The organism is Martinezella lusitana, from assembly GCF_014207095.1.
Classification (GTDB): domain Bacteria; phylum Pseudomonadota; class Alphaproteobacteria; order Rhizobiales; family Rhizobiaceae; genus Rhizobium; species Rhizobium lusitanum_B.
In genome coordinates this window covers 1-23797 of the sequence record NZ_JACHBG010000042.1, presented here as the reverse complement: position 1 = coordinate 23797, position 23797 = coordinate 1, and the positions used below count along the sequence as shown (strand labels likewise).

At 59.2% G+C, this 23797-nt stretch carries 22 protein-coding genes and 1 pseudogene; 12 read left to right on the top strand and 11 right to left on the bottom strand.

Going from position 1 to position 23797, the window contains the following annotated elements; translation table 11 throughout:
• Positions 1-332, top strand: a 332-nt coding sequence (locus tag GGD46_RS33035) for a DsbA family protein (protein WP_184462159.1), incomplete at its 5' end; no start/stop codon positions are given.
• Positions 333-395: 63 nt separating this feature from the next.
• On the opposite strand, the pseudogene GGD46_RS33030 reads toward GGD46_RS33035, so the two are convergent.
• Positions 396-734, bottom strand: a pseudogene (locus tag GGD46_RS33030) (carboxymuconolactone decarboxylase family protein).
• Positions 735-1232: 498 nt separating this feature from the next.
• Here GGD46_RS33030 and GGD46_RS33025 point away from each other — a divergent pair.
• From GGD46_RS33025 to GGD46_RS33000, 7 genes are read left to right on the top strand one after another with little or no spacing between them, the layout of a single operon-like run.
• Entirely contained in the window at positions 1233-3017 is a 1785-nt protein-coding gene (locus GGD46_RS33025; RefSeq protein WP_004112731.1) for a hypothetical protein, read from the top strand.
• On the top strand, positions 3017-3547 hold the full coding sequence (gene larC / locus GGD46_RS33020; protein WP_004112728.1) for a nickel insertion protein: 531 nt from the start codon (positions 3017-3019) through the stop codon (positions 3545-3547). The genes GGD46_RS33025 and larC overlap by 1 nt, the downstream gene beginning before the upstream one ends.
• Positions 3548-3561: 14 nt before the next feature.
• A complete protein-coding gene (locus GGD46_RS33015) occupies positions 3562-4866 on the top strand; it encodes a LarC family nickel insertion protein (protein ID WP_004112726.1) in 1305 nt (434 codons plus the stop codon).
• On the top strand, positions 4863-5267 hold the full coding sequence (locus GGD46_RS34190) for a hypothetical protein (protein WP_004112724.1): 405 nt from the start codon (positions 4863-4865) through the stop codon (positions 5265-5267). Before GGD46_RS33015 ends, GGD46_RS34190 begins: the two co-directional genes overlap by 4 nt.
• Positions 5268-5303: 36 nt before the next feature.
• Positions 5304-5669 carry a hypothetical protein gene (locus tag GGD46_RS34185; protein ID WP_004112722.1) on the top strand — a complete coding sequence of 122 codons (366 nt, stop codon included), beginning with the start codon at positions 5304-5306 and terminating at the stop codon, positions 5667-5669.
• Positions 5666-6364, top strand: coding sequence for a nickel pincer cofactor biosynthesis protein LarB (larB, locus tag GGD46_RS33005; RefSeq protein ID WP_004112720.1), 699 nt, complete (start codon positions 5666-5668; stop codon positions 6362-6364). The genes GGD46_RS34185 and larB overlap by 4 nt, the downstream gene beginning before the upstream one ends.
• The gene (locus GGD46_RS33000) at positions 6357-7403 is read left to right on the top strand and encodes a HoxN/HupN/NixA family nickel/cobalt transporter (RefSeq protein ID WP_004112717.1); all 1047 of its coding nucleotides are present in this window, start codon (positions 6357-6359) and stop codon (positions 7401-7403) included. The genes larB and GGD46_RS33000 overlap by 8 nt, the downstream gene beginning before the upstream one ends.
• 413 nt (positions 7404-7816) lie before the next feature.
• On the opposite strand, the gene GGD46_RS32995 is transcribed toward GGD46_RS33000, so the two are convergent.
• The 7 genes from GGD46_RS32995 to GGD46_RS32970 all read right to left on the bottom strand — a co-directional run bounded on the left by GGD46_RS32995 (position 7817) and on the right by GGD46_RS32970 (position 15509).
• Positions 7817-9244 carry a methyl-accepting chemotaxis protein gene (locus GGD46_RS32995; RefSeq protein ID WP_240535385.1) on the bottom strand — a complete coding sequence of 476 codons (1428 nt, stop codon included), beginning with the start codon at positions 9242-9244 and terminating at the stop codon, positions 7817-7819.
• Positions 9226-9735, bottom strand: coding sequence for a hypothetical protein (locus tag GGD46_RS34180; protein ID WP_240535384.1), 510 nt, complete (start codon positions 9733-9735; stop codon positions 9226-9228). The genes GGD46_RS32995 and GGD46_RS34180 overlap by 19 nt, the downstream gene beginning before the upstream one ends.
• Positions 9736-9907: 172 nt before the next feature.
• Positions 9908-11074, bottom strand: coding sequence for an ABC transporter ATP-binding protein (locus GGD46_RS32990; RefSeq protein ID WP_004112713.1), 1167 nt, complete (start codon positions 11072-11074; stop codon positions 9908-9910).
• Between the two features lie 77 nt (positions 11075-11151).
• Positions 11152-12177: a Gfo/Idh/MocA family protein gene (locus GGD46_RS32985; RefSeq protein ID WP_004112709.1), complete on the bottom strand. Its 1026-nt coding sequence runs from the start codon at positions 12175-12177 to the stop codon at positions 11152-11154.
• A gap of 30 nt (positions 12178-12207) precedes the next feature.
• Positions 12208-13038 carry a carbohydrate ABC transporter permease gene (locus GGD46_RS32980; RefSeq protein WP_004112708.1) on the bottom strand — a complete coding sequence of 277 codons (831 nt, stop codon included), beginning with the start codon at positions 13036-13038 and terminating at the stop codon, positions 12208-12210.
• Position 13039: 1 nt separating this feature from the next.
• The gene (locus GGD46_RS32975) at positions 13040-13969 is read right to left on the bottom strand and encodes a carbohydrate ABC transporter permease (protein WP_004112707.1); all 930 of its coding nucleotides are present in this window, start codon (positions 13967-13969) and stop codon (positions 13040-13042) included.
• Between the two features lie 73 nt (positions 13970-14042).
• Positions 14043-15509, bottom strand: a complete 1467-nt coding sequence (locus tag GGD46_RS32970) for an ABC transporter substrate-binding protein (protein WP_004112705.1) — start codon at positions 15507-15509, stop codon at positions 14043-14045.
• A gap of 271 nt (positions 15510-15780) precedes the next feature.
• Here GGD46_RS32970 and GGD46_RS32965 point away from each other — a divergent pair, with 271 nt between their 5' ends.
• A complete protein-coding gene (locus GGD46_RS32965; RefSeq protein ID WP_004112704.1) occupies positions 15781-17034 on the top strand; it encodes an ROK family transcriptional regulator in 1254 nt (417 codons plus the stop codon).
• 623 nt (positions 17035-17657) lie between these two features.
• Here GGD46_RS32965 and GGD46_RS32960 read toward each other — a convergent pair.
• Both GGD46_RS32960 and GGD46_RS32955 read right to left on the bottom strand, forming a co-directional pair.
• Positions 17658-17963, bottom strand: a complete 306-nt coding sequence (locus GGD46_RS32960) for a DUF982 domain-containing protein (RefSeq protein WP_004112697.1) — start codon at positions 17961-17963, stop codon at positions 17658-17660.
• Positions 17964-18589: 626 nt separating this feature from the next.
• Positions 18590-19048: a phasin gene (locus tag GGD46_RS32955; protein WP_004112695.1), complete on the bottom strand. Its 459-nt coding sequence runs from the start codon at positions 19046-19048 to the stop codon at positions 18590-18592.
• A gap of 673 nt (positions 19049-19721) precedes the next feature.
• Here GGD46_RS32955 and GGD46_RS32950 point away from each other — a divergent pair.
• From GGD46_RS32950 to GGD46_RS32940, 3 genes are all read left to right on the top strand, one after another.
• Positions 19722-20477 carry an aquaporin gene (locus GGD46_RS32950; protein WP_004112693.1) on the top strand — a complete coding sequence of 252 codons (756 nt, stop codon included), beginning with the start codon at positions 19722-19724 and terminating at the stop codon, positions 20475-20477.
• A 575-nt stretch (positions 20478-21052) separates the two neighbouring features.
• Positions 21053-21643 carry a NodA family N-acyltransferase gene (locus GGD46_RS32945; RefSeq protein WP_004112689.1) on the top strand — a complete coding sequence of 197 codons (591 nt, stop codon included), beginning with the start codon at positions 21053-21055 and terminating at the stop codon, positions 21641-21643.
• A gap of 113 nt (positions 21644-21756) precedes the next feature.
• Positions 21757-22746: a LysR family transcriptional regulator gene (locus GGD46_RS32940; RefSeq protein WP_004112688.1), complete on the top strand. Its 990-nt coding sequence runs from the start codon at positions 21757-21759 to the stop codon at positions 22744-22746.
• A 264-nt stretch (positions 22747-23010) separates the two neighbouring features.
• Here GGD46_RS32940 and GGD46_RS32935 read toward each other — a convergent pair whose 3' ends face one another.
• On the bottom strand, positions 23011-23577 hold the full coding sequence (locus GGD46_RS32935) for a hypothetical protein (RefSeq protein ID WP_120671006.1): 567 nt from the start codon (positions 23575-23577) through the stop codon (positions 23011-23013).
• Between the last annotated feature and the right edge of the window lie 220 nt (positions 23578-23797).

Below are 23797 nucleotides of genomic sequence, written 5' to 3'. Positions count from 1 at the left end.
CGTCTTCAAACATGTCGGCCTCCAAATCACCGACACTCTTGAATCACACCCAAACCGTTCAGGGAAGAAACGTTAACCCGAGTTCAGAGCCGTGCATCGAACAGACACTGCGTGAAATCGGACGCTCCGTTGGGATCGACAAAGACGTGTTCAACAGGGCAGTGGCGGACCAGGCCATCCTTGAGCGTCTGAACAAGCTCACCGACCAGGCGACTGACGAATTCGAGGTAGAGGGAACGCCTCCCTTCTTCGTCAACGGCAAGAAAATCACTGGGGCGCCGAGCCTTGAGGAGATGCGCAGCGCAATTGCCGCTGCTCTGAATGGGCATTGACCTCCCATTTGGTTGACTGGCGGAGAAGGCCCATTCCTTCTCCGCACTTCCTTCGTATCGTGCTCAGCCGGCGACGGTATCGAAGGCATCCAGCACGCGCGACGAATAAACCAAAGCTGCACCGGCGTTGAGCGCAATCGCGACCCCAAGTGCCTCGGCAATTTACTCCCGCGTGGCGCCGACTTTCGCTGCTTCGGACGTATGGCTGGCGATGCAGCCGTCACAACGCGTGGTCACCGCAACGGCAAGGGCGATCAGTTCCCGGGTTTTGGCGTCCAACCGACCGCTCTTCTGACCTGCGCCACCGAGGGTACGAACGCCCTCAAGTGTCGCCGGCGAAAGCCGGCCAAGTTCGGTTACGCGTGAGGACAGTTCCTGCCGGTATTTTTCCCAGTCGAGCATTCGAAAGTTCTCCGTGAATTTGGGCTGATGCAACGCGATGTAAGAGCCGCAGCCTTCATCTTTGGTCAGGCCGCGACCACATCTCGGAAAGGAGTATGGAGAAAACTTCATCAACTGAAATGGTATGATTTCACGAACCCATGAGCACCAATCATGCTTGTTGCCGGACAACCCTTGGACAGAGAGACCGCGAGTTGGAGAGACGACCTTGAGCGGCGGCCCAAATACGCGAAGCCGAATGGGCCCGCATTGTCTGCGGGGGCTTCAGAAATATTAACAGGGCAGCGCGCCATTATGAATGTTGCTCATGGAGACATGAGATAGTGCCACTTATCGCAATAATGACCCTGTGATATTCCCTGACGTTACCTGCGCGCCGCGCATACGGCAGATCGACGGACGGTGCGCGCTCGTTGCGAGAAAAGCCACTGGCTGATTTCGACGCTCGGCTGTTGCGGATCATGATCGCTGCCCGCCGGAAATAAAGGGAGAGGACCAATGTCGAGATTTTCGGCCGAACGCGAGAAGGTGATTCTGGCTTCGGTCATGGCGGCCAATGCCAATCCCGGCTGGTTGACCAGCGATCGCGTCGAGGCCCTGACCGGCGGCCATGGCATGCTCAACATCCCGGTCGTTGCAGTCTGCAACGTCATCGCGGCCGAACTGCGTCGTGGCATAAGCCCGGAAGTCAAGTTCGCCGATGCCGTGCGCCAGCCGATCGATGACCTTCTGACCAAGAGCATTGCTGTCGCCACGGCAGCCGGCGCCGACGGCGCCAATGCGGCGCTGATCGCGGCAACGCTGCTCTATCTCTGCGGCGCCAACGCCCAGGTCGGCATTCCTGCCGGTAACCGCAAGCTCGGCTCTTCGGCGCGCATGATCGCTGGCGTCAGCCGCTCCGGCCTTGCCGCCGTGCCGACGGCGAAGATGAACAACAAGATCTCGGGTTTCGCCGCCGTTGCGGCCGTCTACGAAGCCATGATGAAGGGGGAGCTCTCGCCGGTCCAGGGCCGTGACATTCCGGAAGGCGTGGGCGGCGGCGTGATGGTCGGCCACGGCGCGCTGGGCGAGGATTTGATTTTTCCCGGCATGGCCGAACGAGGGGCTGCCATCGGGACCAAGGCGATGATGGACGCTATGTCCGGCGCCGGCATGCCCAGCCAGAAGTTCCTCTCAGCCCTTTTTGGCGCGGCGGCGATCCTGGAAATCATCCATTCGGATGCCGACGTGGCCGAGGAATATGGCCCCTACGGCAAGGTCACCAGTGCTTTCGTCGCGGGGCGATCCGCCGTTCGCACCGCCGGCCTGCCCGAGAAAATACATGTCCGCATCACCGGCAAGGAAGTCGAGACCGCACGGCTGATCGGCGATCTCGGCCTGATCCTCAAGGATATCGGCGGGCCGACCGTGATCGGCATCATGGCGCTTGATGAAATCGTCTCGGTCTTCGAAGAAGGGATCTGCGGCGCGGGCGCGGGTCCCGTCAATCCGCCGCTCGGCCATATCTGCGGCGATGCGGTCATTGCGCTGATGTGTCTGTTGCAGGATGGTTCGACGGAACAGAGCGTGGCGCGCGCGCTACGTGCCCGTCGCCTTGGCTTCAGCTTCGATCCGGAAACTGCGATGGTGGCGATGAACATCGTTGCCCGCAAGGCGACGCAGATCTGCAACGGGCCGGTCACCGATGCAATGATCATGTCCTCCACCCCCATGGTCACCAAGGCGCTGCATGCCCGTGCGGCGCGCAGCTATGACGATCTCATGGCGGGCAGGAGCGTCGGCGAGATCGTCCGCGCGATGGACGAGGAGCGCCAGCTACTGGTGGAGACACGCGGGTCGGAATTCCTGAGCAAGGTGAAGGGTACCAATATCAAGGTTCATTTCACCAGGATCAGCAAGGGTGCGCGGCGATCGAGCAAGATGGCGGCGCGCTGGCTTGCCTTCGATCCGGCGCTCGACGCCGAAGTCACCGTCGGCGACGAGACGATCCATATGGAAGGCATCATCAACGCCGTGATCCCCGAAGTCGCGCAGGGCATCGGCAAGGAACGCGCGCCGTTCCTCACCGCACTTGCGCCGATCGCCAGCGAACTGCTGCTCGCCGGCAATGTAATTATCAACGTCACCATCCCGGCCGTCGTCGCCGCCGCCATGGGCAAGATGAGTGCGTCGGATGCGACGGGCGAAGCCCAGTCGGCAGGCCTGATTTCCGCCGGCATTCCCGGCACCAAGACCAAGGCAGAGGCAGCCGCCCTGGTCGCCGTCGAATCCATGGCGTTCTGATGGCGGGCGGCGTCATCCTCCTGATGGCCCAGATCGATGACGCGCCGGGCGAGTTGCTCGGGCACGTCATCGAGAAGATGGGCGAGATGGGCGCCAAGAATGTCCAGCTCCTTCCGAGTCTGGGCAAGAAGGGCCGCCCGTCCTATGTCCTGCTGGTTGACATAAACGCCGAAGACGAGCCGGACTTCGCCGGCCTGCTGGTCGGTGACCTCGGAATCTGGGGCTATCGGGCTCTCGAATCCCAGTACAAGCATTTCGACATCAGGCGTTATCGGACGCAACTTCGGCTAACGTGGAACGGCGGTGAACAAAGCTTTCCGCTGCGCCTCAAACGCATCCTGAGCGAGGGCGTGTTCATGCGGGCCAAGGCCGAACATGACGACCTCGTGGCGTTTGCGGAGCAGATGAAAGATCGTCTGCCTATACCGGTCGCAGTGCTGAAGGCGGCGATCGAGACCAGCGTCGGATCGGCAGAACCTGGCGAGACCCTGCACGTCGACCTGTCCGGTTGGCAGCATTCGGAACGATGAAGGAGGTGGGCCTCATGCATATCCATCTTGATGTTCTGGGTGGCATCGCCGGCGACATGTTCGTCGCCGCGATGTTGGACGCATGGCCCGAGCTGGTTGGAACGGTAGAGAGAAATCTTCGTCTGGCAGGTCTGGACGAAGACGTGCAGGCGGTCTTTCGGGCACACAATGATGGCGTGCTGACCGGCAGCCGCTTTGACGTCACGAAGACCGGCTCCGAACAGGAAGCTTCCGGTCCTGATCCTCATCGCCATTCTCAAGGACATGGCCATGCGCATCATCATCACCATGACGAACATGGACATGCTCATCCTCATGAGGAGCATGTCCATAATGGCGACCACAGCCACAGCCACCACCATCACCACACCCATTGGCGCGACCTTCGCGCCATGCTCGACGGCAGCCGTTTGCCGGAGGGCGTCAAGCGCGCGGCCATAGCCATCTTCCACGAACTCGCCGTGGCCGAAGCCGCAGTACACGGCAGAAACGTCGGTGACGTAGCTTTCCATGAAGTCGGCAACTGGGATTCGATTGCCGATATCGTGGCGGCAGCTACGTTGATCGACGCTGTTGGGGCCAAAAGCTGGTCGGTGGGTTCGTTGCCGATCGGGCGAGGCTGGGTCGAGACCGATCACGGGCGACTGCCCGTTCCCGCTCCCGCCACGACTCTTTTGTTGCGCGGGTTTGCCTTTCATGATGACGGTCGCCACGGTGAGCGCATCACGCCGACGGGAGCGGCGATCCTGTCCCATCTCTCGCCCGCGACAAGCCTCGGGTCGTCGCCTCGACTGCTCGAACGCACCGGTATCGGCTTCGGCACAAGACGCCTGCCCGGCATGAGCAACGTGCTTCGCATCCTGGCGTTCACCGAGGAGGGTGCAGCACAGGATCGGGTCGGCGTCATCCAGTTCGACATCGACGACCAGACCGGCGAGGAACTGGCCGTCGCCCTCGACCTTGTTCGCGCGGCCGAAGGTGTGATCGACGTGACCCAGACGCCGACCTTCGGCAAGAAGGGCCGCATGATGGCCTCGGTTCAGGTTCTCGCGCGCGTGGATGCGATCGACGCAATCGGAGCGCTCTGCCTGCGGCAGACCACGACGCTTGGCCTGCGCAGCCGGATCGAAGCGCGCACGGTCCTGCCGCGACAGTCGGTGACAACCGAGGACGGGATAAGGGTGAAGCTCGCCGACCGGCCCGGTGGGATGACGGCCAAGGCGGAAATGGACGACGCCCAAGGCGTTGATCGGAGCCACAAAGCCCGCGCCGAATTGCGCCGCCGGGCCGAAGCTGAGGCGCTGGAGCAAAAGTCATGATCGCGAAGGAAACCTCTCTCGCCCGTCTCAATGCCGTGTTCGACAGCGCCCGGCACGCGGCCGTGGCTGTCTCCGGCGGCGTCGACAGTATGACGCTCGCGTTTGTGGCGCATCGTCGGATGGGAGCTGACGTGATCATGTTCCACGCCGCCTCGGCCGCCGTTCCCCTGAGCGCCACCGAACGGGTCAAAGACTATGCAGCCCGTCATGGCTGGGACCTACGGATCATCGATGCGGGGGAATTTGCCGACGAACGTTATCTCGCCAATCCCTCGAACCGCTGCTTCTTCTGCAAGTCCAATCTCTACGGCACCCTGTCTTCGCTTTCGGCAGCGCAGCTCTTTTCCGGCACGAACACGGACGATCTTGGCGATTGGCGCCCTGGCCTCAAGGCGGCCTAAGCCAATGGTGTACGTCATCCCTTTGTCGAGGCCGGCATGTCCAAGGCAGATGTCCGTGCCATGGCGTCCGCCTATGATCTTGCTGACCTCGCCGAACTGCCTTCAGCGCCCTGCCTGTCGAGCCGCGTTGAGACGGCTCTCAGGATCGAACCCGAGATCTTGCAAGCCATCGATCGGGTCGAGATGCTGCTGCGGCGCGAGCTCTCGCCGGGAACGGTGCGCTGCAGGGTGCGGCAAACCGGGGTGGTTGTCGAACTCGATGAACCGACGCTGTCGAAACTCTCTGGCGATAGTCGCGCGCGCCTCGTGGGGCAGATTTCAGAGGCGTTCGGTAGTCGACGGCCGATCGATTTCCAGGCATACGCCCGAGGCAGCGCCTTTTTGCGGGAGCGAAATTCATGAACGAAGAAGTCCGGCTGGATTTCCAGCGCACAGAGCGCGTGGGATTCGATGAGGCAGTACTCTGCGCCCGGAAATCCGATGCGCAGCTTGCCACGATCATGGACCGCGTTTTAGAGCGCGGCACACGCTGTCTGTTGACGCGCCTCGAGGCGGAGGTCTTTGGTCGCCTCGCGCCGGCCTATCTTGAACGATTGGACTACGACCCCATCTCGCGGACAGCATTCCTGAATTGGACCCCGCCTGCCGAACAGCAAGCACCCGATATCGCCGTCGTGTCGGCCGGAAGTTCGGACATGCCCCAGGCCGCCGAGGTCTTGCGAACGCTGGCTTATCTCGGCGCCCCGACCAGACAGTTCATCGACATCGGCGTCGCAGGCCTATGGCGGTTACTGGAGCGGGTCGAGGAATTGCGGACTTTTCCCGTTATCGTCGCGGTTGCAGGCATGGACGGCGCTCTTCCCAGCGTGCTCGGCGGGCTCGTTCCCGGCGTGATCATCTGTCTTCCGACATCGACCGGGTACGGCGTGTCGAACGGAGGAGAAACCGCCCTGCACGCGGCACTCGCCTCATGCGCGCCCGGACTGACCGTCGTAAACATCGACAATGGCTACGGCGCCGCCTGTGCGGCGTTCCGAGCGCTCAGCATGGTCCGGCGGGTGTCTGTTCAAGATGGCAAGGGACGTCCGAATGCGTAGCCCTTTCGATGACGAACCGCTTTACGCCAAAACAAAAATTGCCATCGTTTATGCCTTGCTGGTCGCAGCCAACGTCCTGGCTTGGATCTGGGCTTGGACTTCGTTCTCCGATCGACCGGCACTGCTTGGCATGGCCCTTGTCGCCTATATGCTCGGTGTCCGTCACGCGTTTGATGCAGACCATATCGCCGCGATCGACAATGTCGTGCGCAAGCTTATGCACGAGGGTCGGCAGCCGTTTTCGGTTGGATTCTTCTTTTCGCTCGGCCATTCCAGCATCGGCGTTCTGGCGTCGCTTGCCGTTGCCATCACCGCCTATGCAATGCAGAGCCAGACTGAGGGTTTCCACGACATTGGCGGCGTAATCGGCACATCCGTCTCAGCACTGTTCCTGCTGGTGATCGGAATTGCCAATCTCGTTATCCTGAAACCTATCTGGGACGCCTTTTCGCGAGCGCGGCGTGGCGAGGAAATTGTCGATGAGGACCTTGATGCGCTGCTGGCTGGACGAGGCTTGCTGGCCCGCGTTTTTCGCCGCACCTTCAAGGTGGTCACACGCTCCTGGCATATGTATCCGATCGGCTTTCTCTTAGGCCTCGGCTTCGACACCGCCACGGAAATCGCTTTGCTGGGCGTTTCAGCTTCGCAGGCCGCGCAAGGCTTGTCGTTCTGGACGATCCTTGTGTTCCCGGCCCTCTTCACAGCCGGCATGTCGCTGATGGATACGACGGACAGCGCTCTGATGACGGGCGCCTACGGCTGGGCCCTTATGAACCCCGCCCGCAAGCTCTGGTACAATCTGACGGTCACCGCCGCCTCGGTGATTGTCGCGATCTTAATCGGAGGCGCAGAAGCGCTCGGCCTGATTTCCGACAAGCTCGGCTTGCGGGGCACTTTGTGGGAGGCAATCGCCACCTTTAACGACAGCCTTGAAAATCTCGGCTTTGGTGTCGTGGGCATCTTCATCGCGAGTTGGGTCGTTTCGGCAATGATCTATCGCATGAAAGGCTATGACCGCATTCACGCGAACGTATCTTGAGAAGGGAACGTACTCGACCCAAGCGAAGCACGCCGCCATATTTGCCGTGAGGTCAATGTAACGGTCGATGGAAGTTCATCTTCCTCAGCGCGTCCTCTATAGAGCTCGCGCCGACCGAGGTGACCGCCTGCTCAAGATAGGATCGGATGTCTGCCTCGCTCTTTCCTTCCAACAACGCGATTTCTGCGATGCTTCTGCCGAGCGCTATCCACAGCAGGCAAGACCTTTCAATCGGTGAGAGTATCCATTTGGGCATCAAACACCTTTTGCGAACTGATCACCTCGTCCGTGGAATCCTGGCTCGCCAACCTGTTCGAAGGCCGCTTGCAACTTACGACCTGTCCGCCCAGGCCATAACCATTCAGAAACGCACCGATGCCTAGGGCGCGACCGCTTAGGAGCGGGCCGTCGTATCAATGCTCGGCAACCTTGCGTGAGCCCTCCAAAGCACCCTTGACATCAGCGACGAGACGTAGCGCGGGCGAACCTGCCGACATCGGAAGGTCGCCTGACCGCTCAAAAGCTTGCAAAAGGTCCTCAGAGGCGTCGAGCCGAAACTCGGTGACGATATCCTGCAGACGCCGGACCTCCCCTGCCAGCGATGTGCTTGCCGAAGTATATTCCTCGGCCATGGAAGCGTTTTGCTGGGTGACATGGTCCATCCGGTTCACAGCGCTGTTGATCTCCGTAAGGGCAGCGGACTGCTCGTTTGCAGACGTCGCAATGGCAGAAAGCTGGCTGCTGATCAGGCCTACCTCCTCCTCAATCTTTTCGAGCGTTCGTCCCGTTTCCTGCACCAGCTTTACCCCGGAACTCACTTCGCCCGTCGAATTGCGGATCAGTTCCTTGATCCCCTTGGCCGCCTGGGCAGATCGTTGAGCAAGTTCTCGGACTTCCTGGGCGACAACCGCAAAACCTTTGCCGGCTTCGCCGGCCCGGGATGCCTCGACGCCAGCATTCAAGGCAAGCAGGTTCGTCTGAAACGCTATCTCGTCGATGACACCGATGATATTCGCGATCTCGTTGGACGAATGTTCGATGCCCTGCATAGCCGAGATCGCCTTTGCCATCACGGCCGCAGAATTGCGTGCCGACGTATTCGCGTCCGCTGCCGCGCGGCGGGCCTCCTCGGTGCGCCTGGAGGAATTCGAAACTCCTTGTGTAACCTGATCAAGGGCGGCGGCGGTTTCCTCAAGAGAGACCGCCTGCTGCTCGGTCCGCTTGGAAAGCTCGAGGGCACTTTGGCTTATTTCCGATGTACCGCCATCGATCGCCGCAGTGGCGACTGCCACCGTCCGGAGGCCGGTTGCCAATTGCTCGCGCGCAGCGTTGAAGTCGGCGCGCAGTTGCTCGAATTCGCTGGCAAACGGTTGTTCCAGTCGGAACGTGAGGTCGCCACTGGCAAGATGCTTCAAACCTTCAGCAAGGCTGGAGGTGGCCTCCGTCATCTTGCTTACCCGCTCCCGCTCTAACTCTTCCGCACGCACACGTTCGCGCTCGCGCGCCTCGCGGCCAGCTTCGACGTCTCTTTCCATCTCGCGTGCTCGCAACCCATTGTCTTTGAATATCTGCACCGATTTCGCCATCATGCCCAGCTCGTCGCGACGATCGGTTCCTTCGACAATTGCCGAGAGATTGCCGCCCGCCAGCGTCGTCATCGTGTCGGCGATCCGCCGGATCGGCTTGACGATCCAGGCGCGAACGGCAAGCACGCCCAGAACCAGCACCGCTGCCAAAGCGATCACGGCGCCGCCCATTGCCCTTTTCGACGTATCGGAGGCCAAGGCGGAAACGTCGCTGCGCTTTTGGTCGGCATCCTCGATCATCTTGGCTGCCGCCACTGAAATCTCGGCGATATTGCCGCGAATGCCGGTTGGCACATGCTCAGAAAGAGCTGCTGGACCATGGCGATGCTGGCCTCGCTGTCTGCCGTTCGGCCAACAGCGATTGCCGCACCGCATGTCGTCGTCAAGATTGCGAACCCATCCGTCTTCAACGGCGGCAAGTCGGCTTGCGCCGGTAACGCGGCGATCGCCAGATCCATGGAGGCGACGAAGCTTTCCTGCGCCTCCTTGAGGCTTTCTTCAGCACGCACCCTGCCGTCTTTGGAGCGCGCCATGATCATGTCGCCGATATTGGCGCGGGCTGTCTGGAGGCTTCGGTTGGATTGGGCCAGGTGAAGGGCGGCGGCTGCGTTCTTTGTCAGGAGGTCGGTGTAGGCTGCGTCGATCCTGAACAACTCCCGGGTCTCGTAGAGGGAGAGGCCGAGGGCCACCAGCCCGAACATGCCGACAACGACGAAGAACTTGCCAACGATTGGAACGTGTTTCACACGCCACTCCCCTTTGAGATGATGTTGATATCCGCGTTCGCAAACACGGGGTTCCAAAAAGCCAGCCACTAAAAAAAGGGGCTGCCGCCGAGACCTGAATGACGACAGCCCCAGTCGCCCTGGGAGGCAGGCAAGACGACCGGAAATCCGAGCGCTTGCTCGTTTCATCCGGTCAGTCGCGAATGGCAGCTCCTGTTTGCGGATCGAACCAGTGCAGCTTTTCCAGATGGACGGTCAGCGGCAGGCGCTTGTTGGGCGCGGGCGTCGATACTGGCGGGATACGCGCCACCAGCCGGTTCGTGCCCTTTCGTTTGAACTCTGGCGGATCCTCCACGTCGCTGATGTCGACGGGCGGAGAGGCAATGTCGAAAAAGACGAAGGTGTCGGGGCCGAGCGCTTCGGCAACCGGGATCGGCTCGTTGAACAGCGCTTCATGCTCTTTGCACACCAGAAACATTTCCGGGCGTATCCCGGCGATCACCTGCCGTCCGGCATAGGCAGACAATGCGGCACTCGCGGGAACCGGAAACGCAATCCCGGTTCCCGCGATCGTCGCGCGCAGGCTTGCCCCGTCCGCCTCAAGGTCGGCCCGGACGAAATTCATCGCAGGCGAACCGATAAAACCGGCAACGAACAAATTCGCCGGCCGGTCGTAAAGCCGCTGCGGCGTGTCGATCTGCTGCAGGTTGCTCTCGCCGGCATCAGCGACAGGCTTCAGCACAGCAACCCTGTCACCCATCGTCATCGCTTCGACCTGGTCATGGGTGACGTAGAGCGTAGTAACGCCAAGACGCTGGTTTAAAAGCTTGAGCTCGGCCCGCATCTGGACGCGCAGCTTGGCGTCGAGATTGGACAGCGGTTCGTCCATCAGGAATGCCATCGGATGACGGACGATCGCCCGACCCATCGCGACGCGCTGTCGCTGACCGCCGGAGAGCGCGCCCGGCTTGCGGTTCAGGTATTTCGTAAGGTCGAGCATCTCGGCTGCGTCGCGCACAAGCTTCTCGATCTTGTCCTTCGGCATTTTGCGCTGCTGCAGGCCGAAGGCCATGTTCTCGTAGACCGTCATGTGCGGATACAGCGCATAGTTCTGGAATACCATCGCGATGTCGCGGTCCTGCGGCTCGGTGTTGGTGACATCCTGATCGTCCATAAGCAGCCGGCCGCTATTGAGCTGCTCGAGCCCGGCCGCCATCCGCAGAAGCGTAGATTTGCCGCAGCCCGACGGTCCGACCAGCACGACGAATTCACCGTCGCCGACCGTGAAGCTCACATTGGCGACGGCGACGGTCCCGTCCGGATAGGTTTTTCCAATCCCGTCAAAGGTCATGGACGCCATATAGTTCTTCTCCCAGTATCACGTGGCGAGGCAAGTCATCGGGTCGGATGGCGTGCCTCGTAAGATTGGTCACGCCATCAGCCGATGGTCACGGGCTTGCCGCTGGCGACGGACTCCTCAATCGCAGCCAGTACCTTGGTGTTGGCAAGCCCATCATTGGCGTCGGCAAGCAGGGGCACGCCACGCACGACGCTATCGACGAAGCGCGCGATGGATTCCTGCACGAAGCCGCCGATGCGGGTTGCACCCGTCGGCGTCATGCCGATGTAGTCGTTGAACCGCATGCCACCATCGACGATACGGCGCAGGCCGCCGCTATGGGTGGGATCAGCCTGGATCTGACCCTTTTCGCCGACGACTTCCACCTTGAAATCGACAAGCGAAGGGTTGTCGCGCGACAGGATCCAGCTGTTTTCCATGGTCACGACAGTGCCTCTGGAAAATTCGAGGATCGAGGCATGGAAATCCTTGGTGTCGACGCCGCCGGCGGCAAGCGTCCCGGAACGGGCCACGGCGTAGACGCGGGTCACCTCGTCTTCGAGGATGAAGCGCAATACATCGACCAGATGGCTGCCCAGGAACCAGAGTGCGGAGGATTTCGCGGCCCAGCTCAGCATTTCGAAGGGAACGAAGGTCGTGTTGGAAAGGCGCGCCGTGCCGTGCTTGGCAAGCCCGATTTGGCCCTCCTGGATCATGTCGCGAACCTGCGCCAGGATCGGGTTCACACGATTGTGGAAGTCGATCATCAACTTGCCCTTGGACTTTGCGGCAGCCTCGGCGATCTCTTCTGCTTCCTTGACTGTGGTCGCGAGGGGCTTTTCGCTCAAGACATGTTTGCCGGCCTTGAGCGCTGCAAGGATGATCGGTGTGTGGGTAAAGTCGGGTGTGGCGACGGACACCGCGTCGATCCGGTCGCTGGCGATGAGCTTCTGATAGTCGGTGAACGCTTCGATTGCGCCAAAACTCTCCTTCATCTTCAGCGCCCTGCCCTCGTCGAGGTCGCAGACGCCAACCAGTTCGGTCTCCGGCAGCACGTTGAAGGTGTGGGCGTGGTTATTGCCCCAAAGGCCGGCGCCGATGACGCCGATGCGAAGTTTGCTCATTTTATATGACTCCATTCAAACCGTAAAAGATCAGCCCTTCACCGAGCCGAAGGTGAGACCGCGCACGACGTAACGGTCGAAGACCAGGAAGATGATCATCGGCGGGATCATCGCGAGCACGGCGGCGGCTGCGATGTAGTTCCAGGTCACGCCGCTGGTGGCGAAATATCCGAGCGTTCCGATCGGAAGGGTGGCGGTTGAACGCGAGCTCAGCACCAGTGGGAAGGCCGCGTTGTTCCAGGCAAAGACGAAAGCGAACATCGAGGTGACAATGATCCCGGGGCGGACGATCGGCAGCGTGATGCGCCACATGATCGTGTGCCAGCGGGCGCCGTCGACGCGGGCCGCCTCCTCCAGCTCCGCCGGCACCTCGTCGATAAAGCTCTTCATCAGCCAGACCGAAAACGGGATCGTCAACGTCTGCAGCACCAGCACCATCGACAAATACGAACCTTGCAGGCCGACCCGCGTGATCAACACGAAATACGGAATCAGGAAGGCAATCGGCGGCGCCATCAACAGGCCGAGATACCAGAGCATGATGTTCTTCTTGCCCCGCATCTTAAAGCGCGAGAGCGCGTAAGCGGCAGGCACCGAGAACGGCAGATTAAGCAACACCGCGCCGATCGCCACGATGAGCGAGTTCACGAGTTGCGGCGCGTTCGTGCCAGGATCGACGAGGATGTGGCGGAAGGCATCCAGCGTCGGTTCGAAGGTCACTTGCGGGGGCATCGCGAACGCTGTTTCTGCCGGCCGGATAGCGAGCGCCAGAAACCAGAGGATCGGGCCGATGAAGACCGCCAGGAACAAGAGGCCGGCGGCATAGGTGAGCGCAGTATAGAAGGTCTTGCGGCTGGCCATGTCACCACTCCTCATTGCGGAAGGCGAAGAACACGTAGAGGGCGATGATGACGTTGACGATCAGCACCGTGATCCACGTCTGGGCACTCACCAACCCGACATTGAAGTTCACCAGACCCTGTTCGTAGAGCGAATAGCCGAGTGTGCGTGTCGAGGTCCCCGGCCCGCCGCGGGTCAGCACCAGCACCGTGTCGAAGGTGTTGAAGATCTGCATGAAGCGCAGCATGACGATGATGGTCGCGGTGCGCCGGATGAGAGGCAGCTTGATGCGCATCAGGATCGTCCAGGCCGATGCGCGATCGAGACGCGCCGCCTCGATGATCTCGTCGGGAACGGAAAGCAGGCTCGCATAGAGGACGATGGCGAAGAACGGCGTCCACTGCCAGATGTCGACGAAGAGTATGGCGGCAAGCGCAGTCGTCGGTGACCCGAGGATGCCCTCCGCCGGCACCGGTAGCCAGAGCGACTGCAGCACCCATGTCACGAGACCGCCGCCCGGATCATAAAGATAGCGAAACAGGAAGCCGACGACGATCGGCGCGATCGTGGTTGGCAGGATCAGCAGCGCGCGTACGACATTCATGCCGGGCAGCGCCTTGAGCAGCACCAGTGCGATCGCCAGGCCGAGCGAAAACTCAATCGCCGTGCCGAGCACCGAAAGGATCAGCGTGTTGGTAAGTGCGGCGCGAAAATCGAACGCATCGAGCGCCTGGACGTAATTGTCGATGCCGACGAAAGCCAAAGGCTGCGGCCCGACCTGCAAGTTCCAGAAGTAAAAGCTGGATTTGAGAGCGAAGAGCAGCGGGTAGGCGATCAGCGCCAACAGCATAATCACGGAAGGCGCGATCAACAGGTAAGGCAGGTTGCGGCGGACGAAGCCGCGCCGGACGGGCGTAAGCGTTGGCAAGGAGCGAATGGCTGTCGTGTGCATCGTCGAAGTCCAGTTCTTCTTGGCGGATGACCGCCGGCGCGAGCGTTTCCGCGCCGGCCCGAGAAGAATTCCATTACGCCTTGCCGAGCTTGCCGATCAGCGCCTTGGCGCCGTCGAGCGTGTCAGCGTAGCTTTCCTTCTGGTAGGGGATCATCAGATTGCCCTTGAGGATGCTTTCGAAGAGGCTGTTGGCGCGCTCCAGCGCGGTCTTCGGATCTTCGCTGCCGGTCAGAAGCTGGTTGAGCGTCAGGCCGAGCACACTTTCGACCGCGGTATAACCCGGAACCGGCGGACGCGTTATCTTGCCGTTGCCCTGCTTCATCATGTCGTACTGGACATCGAGGTATGAATAGATCTTCTTGACGTCCGCGTCTTCGTAGAGCGACTTGCGGGCAAAATCCGAGAACTGGAAATTGAGGTCCGGCCACTCAGCCATCTTCTTCTGGGTCGCCTTTGACGTCGCCCACTTTATGAAGGCGTAACCGTTGTCCTGCCGGTCGGAACTCGACGGGACGCCAAGGCTCCAGCCGCCGAGGCTGACTGTCTGCGCCACGCCATCTGCCTTCGGCAGGGCTGCGGTCGCATACTTGTCCATGACATCGGACTTCTTGCCGGTCATGTAGCCGGAGTTCTTGACCAGGTAGAAATACGGCGTCCACCAGTAGAACATGCCGATATCGCCCTTGGCGAAACGGGTGCCGGCATCGAACCAGACGTAATTGATCGCCTCGGGCGGCGAGAGCTTGTAAAGCTGCCGGTAGACCTCGAGCGACTTTGACCAGGCAGGACCTGTGAGCTGCGGCGAGAAGTCCCACGGTGCGCCGGGGAAGGATTTGAACCAGTTCGCGCCGTGACTGGCGGAAAGCTGGGTGAACATATGGGTGATCGGGGACGGCTGCGATCCGCAGATCACCGTCGGGAAGAGCGGCTTGCCACCGAAGGACTTGCCTTCGAGCGACTTCAGCGTCTCGATGTACTTCGTCCATGTCCAGTCTTCAGAGGCCTTTGTCGGTGGCGCGGCGATGCCGAAGCTGTCGAAGATGTCCTTGCGGTACATCACCCCTTGCGCATAGGCCGCAACCGGCAGTGTGGCGATCTGCCCGCGCCACATGTTCGACGAATAGAGGACCTCGGGAATGAAGTCGGCGAGATCGATATCACTATCCTTGGCGATGTAGTCGTTGAGCGAGATGATCCAGCCGTTGTCGAGATACTGCCCGAGCCACATCTGGTCGACCGCGATGACGTCCGCGTCCGACGTCTTGGCGACGAAGGCCGAGACAAGGCGGGTCTGCAACGCGTCGTAAGAGAGGCTTTCGAGCTCGACCTTGATGCCCGTTTCCTTTTCGAATTCCGGGATCATGGCTTTCATCGAGAAGAAGAATGGATCTTCGACCGACAGAACGCGTATGGTCTTCGCGTCTTGGGCAGACGCACGCCGTGGCGCGACAAGCGCGCCCGCGCTCGATGCCAAGAGAGCGGCGACAGATGCCGACTTCAGCATGTTCCGGCGCGACATATTTCCAATATCGAATGTCATGTGGTGCCTCCTCAGTTGTTCTTAAATCCAACCTCATCCGACCACGGGAAACCTTCACGGCGCCGAGCTCGAGTTCGATTGTTACCCCTCATCTGCCATTGCCAACAGTTTGTTTGTACTTCGCACAAACTTATGGTACTGTCAAGAAGGTGCGTTCGGGCGTTCCCGCGGCTAAAGCCTCCGCATCTGTTGCGGTAAGCCATCAAGCGCCATCTGGTCGAGCAAGCGCTCTCAAGCTAGAACGACGGGGCTGGCAAATCGGAGATGCAAGTTGAAGTTCGAGAATCAGCCATCCTATTCGCTGGGGCAGCGCGGTCCCAACAAGGACACGCTTGCTGGCGAAAGTGGCAATGTAAGGCTCGTTTCGCAGTCGACCCTCGGCGAGATCAATCGCGGTCGGGTGCTGCAGGCGTTGTACGACAACGGTCCGAAAAGCCGCGCCGAGCTTGCCCGTCTGGCGGGCGTCAATCGCACGACGATCACGGGAATCGTCCAGCCGATGATCGAGGAGGGCCTGCTCGTCGAAGGCGACGCAGTGCCCTCAGACTTCAAGGGCGGTAAGCCGGCGCGTCCGATCTATTTCAATCCTGAAGCACCAATGCTAGGCGCCGTGCTTCTCTTGCCCGGCAGGATCCAGACATGCCTTGTGACGCTCAGCGGCGATATCAAAGCCCTCACCAAAGCGCAATTCGATCCGCATGGCGATAGGGGTGCGTTCCTGGCGATCATCAAGGACACCTTGTCCGCGACGCTTTCCCAAGCCCACCAGGCACCGTTCGGGATCGGCATCGCCTCGGGGGGCATGATCGACAGCGACAACGGGGTGATCCTCGCCGTCAATCTTGCGCCCGTTCTGACTGGCCTCCACTTGGTCGATATCCTGCAGGCGCATTTCTCATTGCCTGTTGTCATCGACCATCATCCGCGCGCGCTTCTCGTTGGCGACCGGTGGTTCGGGCCGGGACGGGGCCAACAAAACTTCGCGGCGATCTATACCGGTGAGGTATTGGGCGGCGCTTTCTACATCGACGGACGGGTCTACCGGGGCCTTGCCGGCTCCGGCGGCGAACTAGGCCATACCGTCGTGCAAATCGATGGGGAACTCTGCAATTGCGGCAAGCACGGATGCTGGGAAACAGTCGCCGCCCTACCCTGGCTGCGGCGTGAAGCGGCCCGACTTGGCTTCGCAAACCCTGAAAGCGTCACCTGTGCTCGCCTCGTCAAAGAGGCAGCAGAAGGCGCCGAAGCTGCGAATGGTCTGCTGGACCGCTATACCAGAAACGTCGCCTTCGGGATCCTCAACCTGCAGCAGACCCTGTCACTCAACTCCTATGTGCTGCATGGGGACATTGCAGGCGGCGGCGCGGACGCGGCCGAACGCGTCAGGCAACATGTCGAACGGTTGGTCAAGAAGCGACCGAACCAGGAGATTTCGATCACGCTGAATGGCATCGGAGAAGGTCATACGGCATTGCGAGGGGCCGCTGGCTTGGTCTTGTCCAGCCACCTGAAGCTCGTCATCTAGGCGGGATACGATCCCGGCGGCGAAACGGCCAACGACGCGGCTGAGCCATTGTGGTTTCAATTGTCGGGAGGTCACAAAACTATCGATCTCGCCGCACAAGCGGGCCGCTCGCGCTTTGTCTGGGAGGGGTCTTTCTCCAGCACAATCTCGGATACCCAATGAAAGTTCCGTGAGGCAATCGATAAGGGCGTAAGGGCCAATCATGGTCTGCGTATTGCTTCAAGTAGCGGCTGCTTGATCGCTTGATCGGATTGCTATCCCAGCGGCTCTTAGTTCGATCGGGGGAACGACAACATGCAGTGCCGGCGATCGCTAGATTGCAGAACGTCGATTGCACGCGCGCGCTCGTGCAACTCCGATAGACGACTGCGAATTTGCCGTGCTCGTTGAATAATGTATCGAATGTGAGATCGACAAGAAGGAGATACGTCTGCGCTACGCGAAGCTGCTCGGCAAGCGCACTCATTCACACCTTGCTCGTTTCGGTGCATGATCAACCGGCCGTTGTCGCCAAGGTCGACCACACCGCCAAGGAACTAGCCTTCATCAGACGGTCGACGGGGGCGATCTGGATTGGACTTGAAAGCGCAAGTCCAGCCTTGAGCAAAGCGGGACCATCCAAATCATTGGACGAGAGCCCGCCGAGCGATTCGTCCCGGGTGGGCGTTCGGCTTGGCTTTCAAAGGGGCCACCATGCCGGCTTCGAGGCAAGCGGCCATGAATGCCTCTCGTGCAACGACGGCGGCTACGCCGCCATTGAGGGCACCGCGACAGGTCCTGATGGCACGCTGATGGCGCTCGCCATAACGCAATGGCCATTCGTTTTCGAGAAAATCCAAAGCATCGTAAACGCCCGCAAACGTCCGCTCAAGACCACACTGCAGTCGGATAGTGACCAGACGAGTCCAGGAGACATCGGTTATCGGCATCCTATTTTCCTTTCCAATGTCACCTGTGACCATCCGGCAAATATTGGAATAACTTTCGCGCGTTCAAGAGTCGGAACGACGCGAAGTCGCCTTGATCGAGCCAGCAGGGGGCGACCCTCAAGGCAGAGCGGGTGGCAAACGTCGCCTGTTACGATGCGACGCGATATCGTGAAACTTGCCACCGCCTACGGCAATAATCGCAAAGCCTTTTCTCTGATCGTGCGTGGTGCGGCCAACCAAGCCGCTCCCTTGCGAAGATCGCACCGACTGACGATCGTAGAACGGGAGAGTCGTCGTTAGCTGCGATGATCAGGATGGCGCAAGGTATCGAGCAACTAAGCCCTTGCTAGCCGCGCGCCTCCCGACGACCACTTCAAAAAAGCGGTTATTGCCGAGGCTGCGACCGCGTCAGTTTCCTTGCTTCGGCAATTAAGCGCTATCACATCCCACGGCTCCTTCTGTCAAACAATTCTTTAGTGGCCTTGGATTCTCTAAACGAAACTAGGATCATGATCCGTCGATTGAAATTGCGAACACAACAGATCGTAGGGTAGCGCTCGTCTTCCTCCTAATTAAGACGGAGGGTACAACAGTCCCATAGGACGTTGTTGCACTGGCCAGCCAATTTATACTGCCTTGAGGTCCGCCAAAAATTTGTCAAATGCATTGTTGATCGGCTTGGCGATCTCAGCCACTGCCTTGCTCGCCAGTGCCCGGAATTCCTTGGCATTCTCGATGCTGGTGTCTACGCGCTTGTGCAGGAACGCCGATTGGAGTTCGAAGACCTGTGACGGCGAGTTCGCGCCGAACAACGCTTGCAAATGCGAGAAACCGGCCACCGCATTCGCCTGCAACGCAGCGACGGACTTAAGCGACAATTCGTAGCCGGCCAGCGTTGCGGTTTCGAAGATCGGAGTGAGTATTTTTTGCGCCTCTTCAGCGCTCGACGCGAATTTAAAGAAAGCTTCGGTCAACTGTTTGTTCCCCTTTTCTACGGATGCCCCGATTTGATCGGCCACCTTCAGAGGCGATGATGCTGAATTTTCGATTGTTTCAAAGGACCTTTCTGAAACCTTGGTGGTCATAGTGCTATTCCTTCTCACGTTGTTTGTTAATGTCGCTAGGCACGGCGATATTGTTGAAAAATTTGATCCTGAGAGTATCACCTGGCAGTTTGGACATGGACAAATGCGGAACTCAGTTTGACGGCCGTTCTTCAGAAACGGATCCGAGAGATCCGAATTGGCTCCGTTACCGCCTGGTTTAGGAAGGCGGCCATATACTTGGCTGCTTCTTGCCGCCTAACGACGAGTACGTGCAAACTCGATGCCAACTAGGCATACGCTTTCAAAAAGGTGTTTCCGAGTATTGTTCTGCCGCTTGCGCGCAAATCTTCAGACTGCAACGCGTCTGCTATGTCGCTTATTGTCGGACTCAAGACTTTTTTGAACGCCAGATAGATCGACCCTCGGAGTGATCGCTCTGCCGTAGACCCACTTTTGTTTGGCACGAAACTTGTGTGTTTATCGCAGACCGCCGGGAGCAAGCCGCAGCAAGGGCACCGGTCCTGATCTCGGCTGGTCGTCACAAAATTGAAGTCAACGACATAGGGCACAGAACGGACCGGACGATTGATCCTGTGGGCGTCAAAGGGTTCTGGCGAACACTGCATCGATAACCTGCCAAAAACCCAGTCGGCAGCGAGAATGTCGAGGTTGACGACAAATATCCGCAGAGATGCAATCAACGGAGTTAAGGATGAATAGATATTTTTGCGAATTACTAGGAACGTTTGCGCTCATTTTCTTCGGCTGCGGCACACTCGTCTTTATGCGTTCCGAGGTGGGCCCCCTCGGTGTCGCTCTTGCCTTCGGGATGACAGTGGTGGCGATGGCCTACGCGATTGGCCCAGTATCAGGCGCTCATCTCAATCCCGCGGTCAGCCTCGGTTTTCTTGTTTCGCGACGGTTTGGACTGTGGGACTTCCTCGCGTATGTCTTGGCTCAAAGTGCGGGGGCTATAGCGGCCGCAGGCGCTCTCTATGTGATAGCCATGGACAAAGTCGGTGGCTACGACATTGCCGTAGAAGGTTTCGCCCAAAACGGCTGGGGAGCTTATGGGGTCAGATCTGTGTTCCTGTTTGAGTTCATCTCCACGTTCCTGTTTGTAACGGTATTTCTCAAAAGCACCACCGAGGAAGGGGCGGGCACTGTCGCAGGTTTTGCAATTGGTCTTACCTTAGTCGCAATCCATCTGGCCGGCATTTCGGTTTCGGGTGCTTCTGTAAACCCTGCACGGTCGCTCGGCCCGGCGCTCTTTGCAGGGGAGACGGCGCGCTCACAGCTCTGGCTCTATATAATTGCACCGATGCTCGGTGCTGTTGCGGCGGGCCTTCTGCAACTCACTGAAGTTCTCGCGTTTCGACCAACAAGCAACTCGCTGAAGCGCAATGGCGCTACTCTTGCAGGGCGAAGTAGAGCTGATGCAGCTCGCCACTTCCAACCGCGCCCCTGACCGGGATTTCGACGGACTTCACATTTCCTTGGCGGCGAACCGCCCCGCCCCCGAGCCAGTATGGGGCTACATGTCACGTGATTCCATTTCCGCCGTTTCATTGTCACCTAAGCCGGTTCCAATCTCGTCTTTAGGGCGCATCGACCTTCTTTCCCGAGAGGAAAATCGGACCGCGGCCAGTATTGGAAAAAACTTGGGTCCATTCAGACCTAGCCCAACGGCCGAAAATACGTCCGATCGATATTGCGGCTGATGCTCCTTCAGGAGTCCTCTGTGAGCGGTTCGAACGCGAGCACTTTTTGGCTTCACCTGCAAACACTCTCTGCTCACCATTATGAGCGCTGCTCATGGATCCATGAAGGAATGCCATTTCAGTTTTGGTTCGCCTCATGATATTGGCCGCTGGGGTCAAGGATATCGCCTCGCCCGCGTCCATAGGACGAAGAGCATCAGCCTTGCAGGAAAGCCATCGGCCAGCACTTGTGCCGATATACTACCATTGCTTGTCGTAGCGATATAATAACAACCCTTAGGCCGTAAATCGTCCGGCCAGCGTCAAAAGAAGAGGTCTTTGAATGCGCGCAGACGTGCAGTGGAAATTGTGCTGGGAAAATGAGTTGCAACTCTCCGATCATGTCGAACTCGCCGAGTTCTTTCGGAAGACATACGGGCCGACTGGCGCGTTTAATGCAAAGCCGTTCCAAGGCAGTCAAAGCTGGGCCGGAGCAAGACCGGAGCTTCGTGCGATCGCGTACGACTCGATCGGTGTTGCGGCCCATCTGGGCTTGCTGCGCCGCTTCATCAAAGTTGACGGGGTAGACCTTTTGGTGGCTGAGCTAGGTTTATATGGAGTGCGTCCGGATCTCGAGGGGCTCGGCATCGCCCATTCGATTCAGGTTATGCTTCCCACATTGCAGAAGTTTCAAGTTCCATTCGCCTTCGGTACGGTTCGACCCGAGCTGCGGAAACACATTGAAAGATTCGGCCGACACAGTCCACTGACTGTTGTGTCGCAGGTGAGCGTACGATCTACGCTGCCACACGCACGCATCGACTTGCCGCCCACCCGTGTCGAGGATCCGCTTGTCATCATTATGCCGATTGGACAGCCCATCTCCGCCTGGCCAGCCGGTACGATGATCGACCGGAACGGACCGGAGTTATGAGCTACCTCGACTGCTAGCGGAAGTGCTCAGGCTCCTCGTGGAGCTCACTGTCCCAAGCGCAATCCGGTCCGGTCATCGGCAGGATCATATCGGCCGCCATCGGATGAAGAAATATGCGGTTCAATGGCCTTGATCTCAATCTTCTGGTTGCGCTCGACGCCCTGATGAGCGAACGTAATCTGACGGCGGCGGCGCGCAGCATTAACCTGAGCCAGCCAGCCATGAGCGCGGCGGTCGCACGGCTGCGCACCTTCTTCCAAGATGAGCTGTTTACGATCGCTGGGCGCGAATTTATCCCCACACCTAGGGCAGAAAGCCTGGCACCCGCCTTGCGAGATGCTCTGCTCCATGTTCAGCTCTCCATTATTTCCAGAGAGCCGTTTGAGCCCGCCCAATCGGATCGTCGCTTCAAAGTTATCCTTTCCGATTACGTCGCGCTCGTATTTTTCGAAAAAGTCGTTGAGCGCGCGGCGCGGGAAGCTCCTGCTGTCAGCTTCGAATTTCGGCCCCCGGGCGATGACACTGATGATTTACTCCGGCGCGGCGACGTCGATCTTCTCATTTTGCCGGAAGTGTTCGCGTCGAACACCCATCCCCGAGCAGGGCTGTTCGATGATGTCCACGTGTGCGTAGGCTGCACCTCGAACAAGCAACTGGAAGAGCCGTTTACGTTCGAGAGATACATGTCGATGGGACACGTTGTGGTCAAGTTTGGGAATGTCCGTAGGCCTGGCATCGAGGAATGGTATTTGCTCGAATATGGTCACAAGAGACGCATCGACGTCGTCGTGCATGGCTTCAGCATGATCCCGCCGATGGTTTCGGGCAACGAACGCATAGGAACCATGCCCTTACGGCTGGCGCAGCATTTCGCAAAAACCATACCCCTGCAAATCGTTGAGCTTCCGCTACCACTACTCCTTCCGTTCACCGAAGCCGTACAATGGCCCGCTCTGCACAATAGTGATCCGGCAAGCCTCTGGATACGCGAACTCTTATTCAAGGAGGCGTCCCACATGATTTCGCCGCCGGGCGCGGCCGAACCTCATATGCACCGGATTAGCACCGGCCCTGACCCGCTCACCTGCGATCGGCGAACTTGATAACGGGCGGAGAAGTCACGTGCTTTGCCCTTCACTTTAAGATTTACACAAGCCAATTGGGTTCGACCGCACGGCGATAACCGGTCGCAACGTTATTTTGCGTCCGGGCGCAGCGGAACAGCATGGATGCTCCAGTTGAACGAAAACTCGAATAATTGCAGCGGTCCGATCGACAGGAAGGACGAGCTGCCATAACTCGGGTCGCCTTTGCGGACTGCAGGCATAAGGCTCAGCACCCGTTACCGAGGCGATCGACGTTAGCCGTTACTTTGCAGAGTGCCGGTAAAAGACATCCGCCAGAATGTGGTGATCATGGCGGTAGACTTCAGCCATGATATTGTAGAGCTCTGGATCGTGAGCCTCGAACTCGTCTGATGTGGCGACGGTGAGTGCACCATGGCTGTAAGCTGTATTCGTATTGAACCAAAACCGCGTGCCTTCGGCCCAATACTCATCGACGGTGTTCTCCATATACGAACGCGCCCAGAGTCCTTTCTCGCGGGCGTGGAAATAGGCTTTTTCAACTCGCGCGACGAGATCAGGATCCACCGTGCGAAGCGCGTTGAAGATATTATGTGAGAATTCGTGAACAAGAATGTTTCCTCCGTAATAGCGAGTGCCAGGCACGCCCATCAAATTTTCCACGGCCCCCGTCGTGTAGAGCCCGCCCATGCCGCGTGCCCGTTGGGCCCAGTATTCCCGGGCAGTCATCTTGTCGATCGTGTTGGCGTAATTCCGCCGTTCGTCGGGGGTGAGGCGGGGATCATCGGGCGCCGGCTTCTTCCAATCCCGCTGCTCCGGAATGTCAGTCGTCGTCTCGTCGATCGCCATGATGCCCACCCGCGCCCCGGCCCAGATTAAGGCATCGCGAACATCACGACGTTCTGACAACATGTATAGGACAATGTCACGTGCGATTAAAAGTGCCGTGTCTGGAACCTTTTCGGACGAGATAATAGTCTTACTGCGTCACAAATTTGTGGATTTTATCGATCCTTCATCCGGGAGCAGCATGGACATCGCTGGAGGTTGCGACTGAGTGCGACGGTCA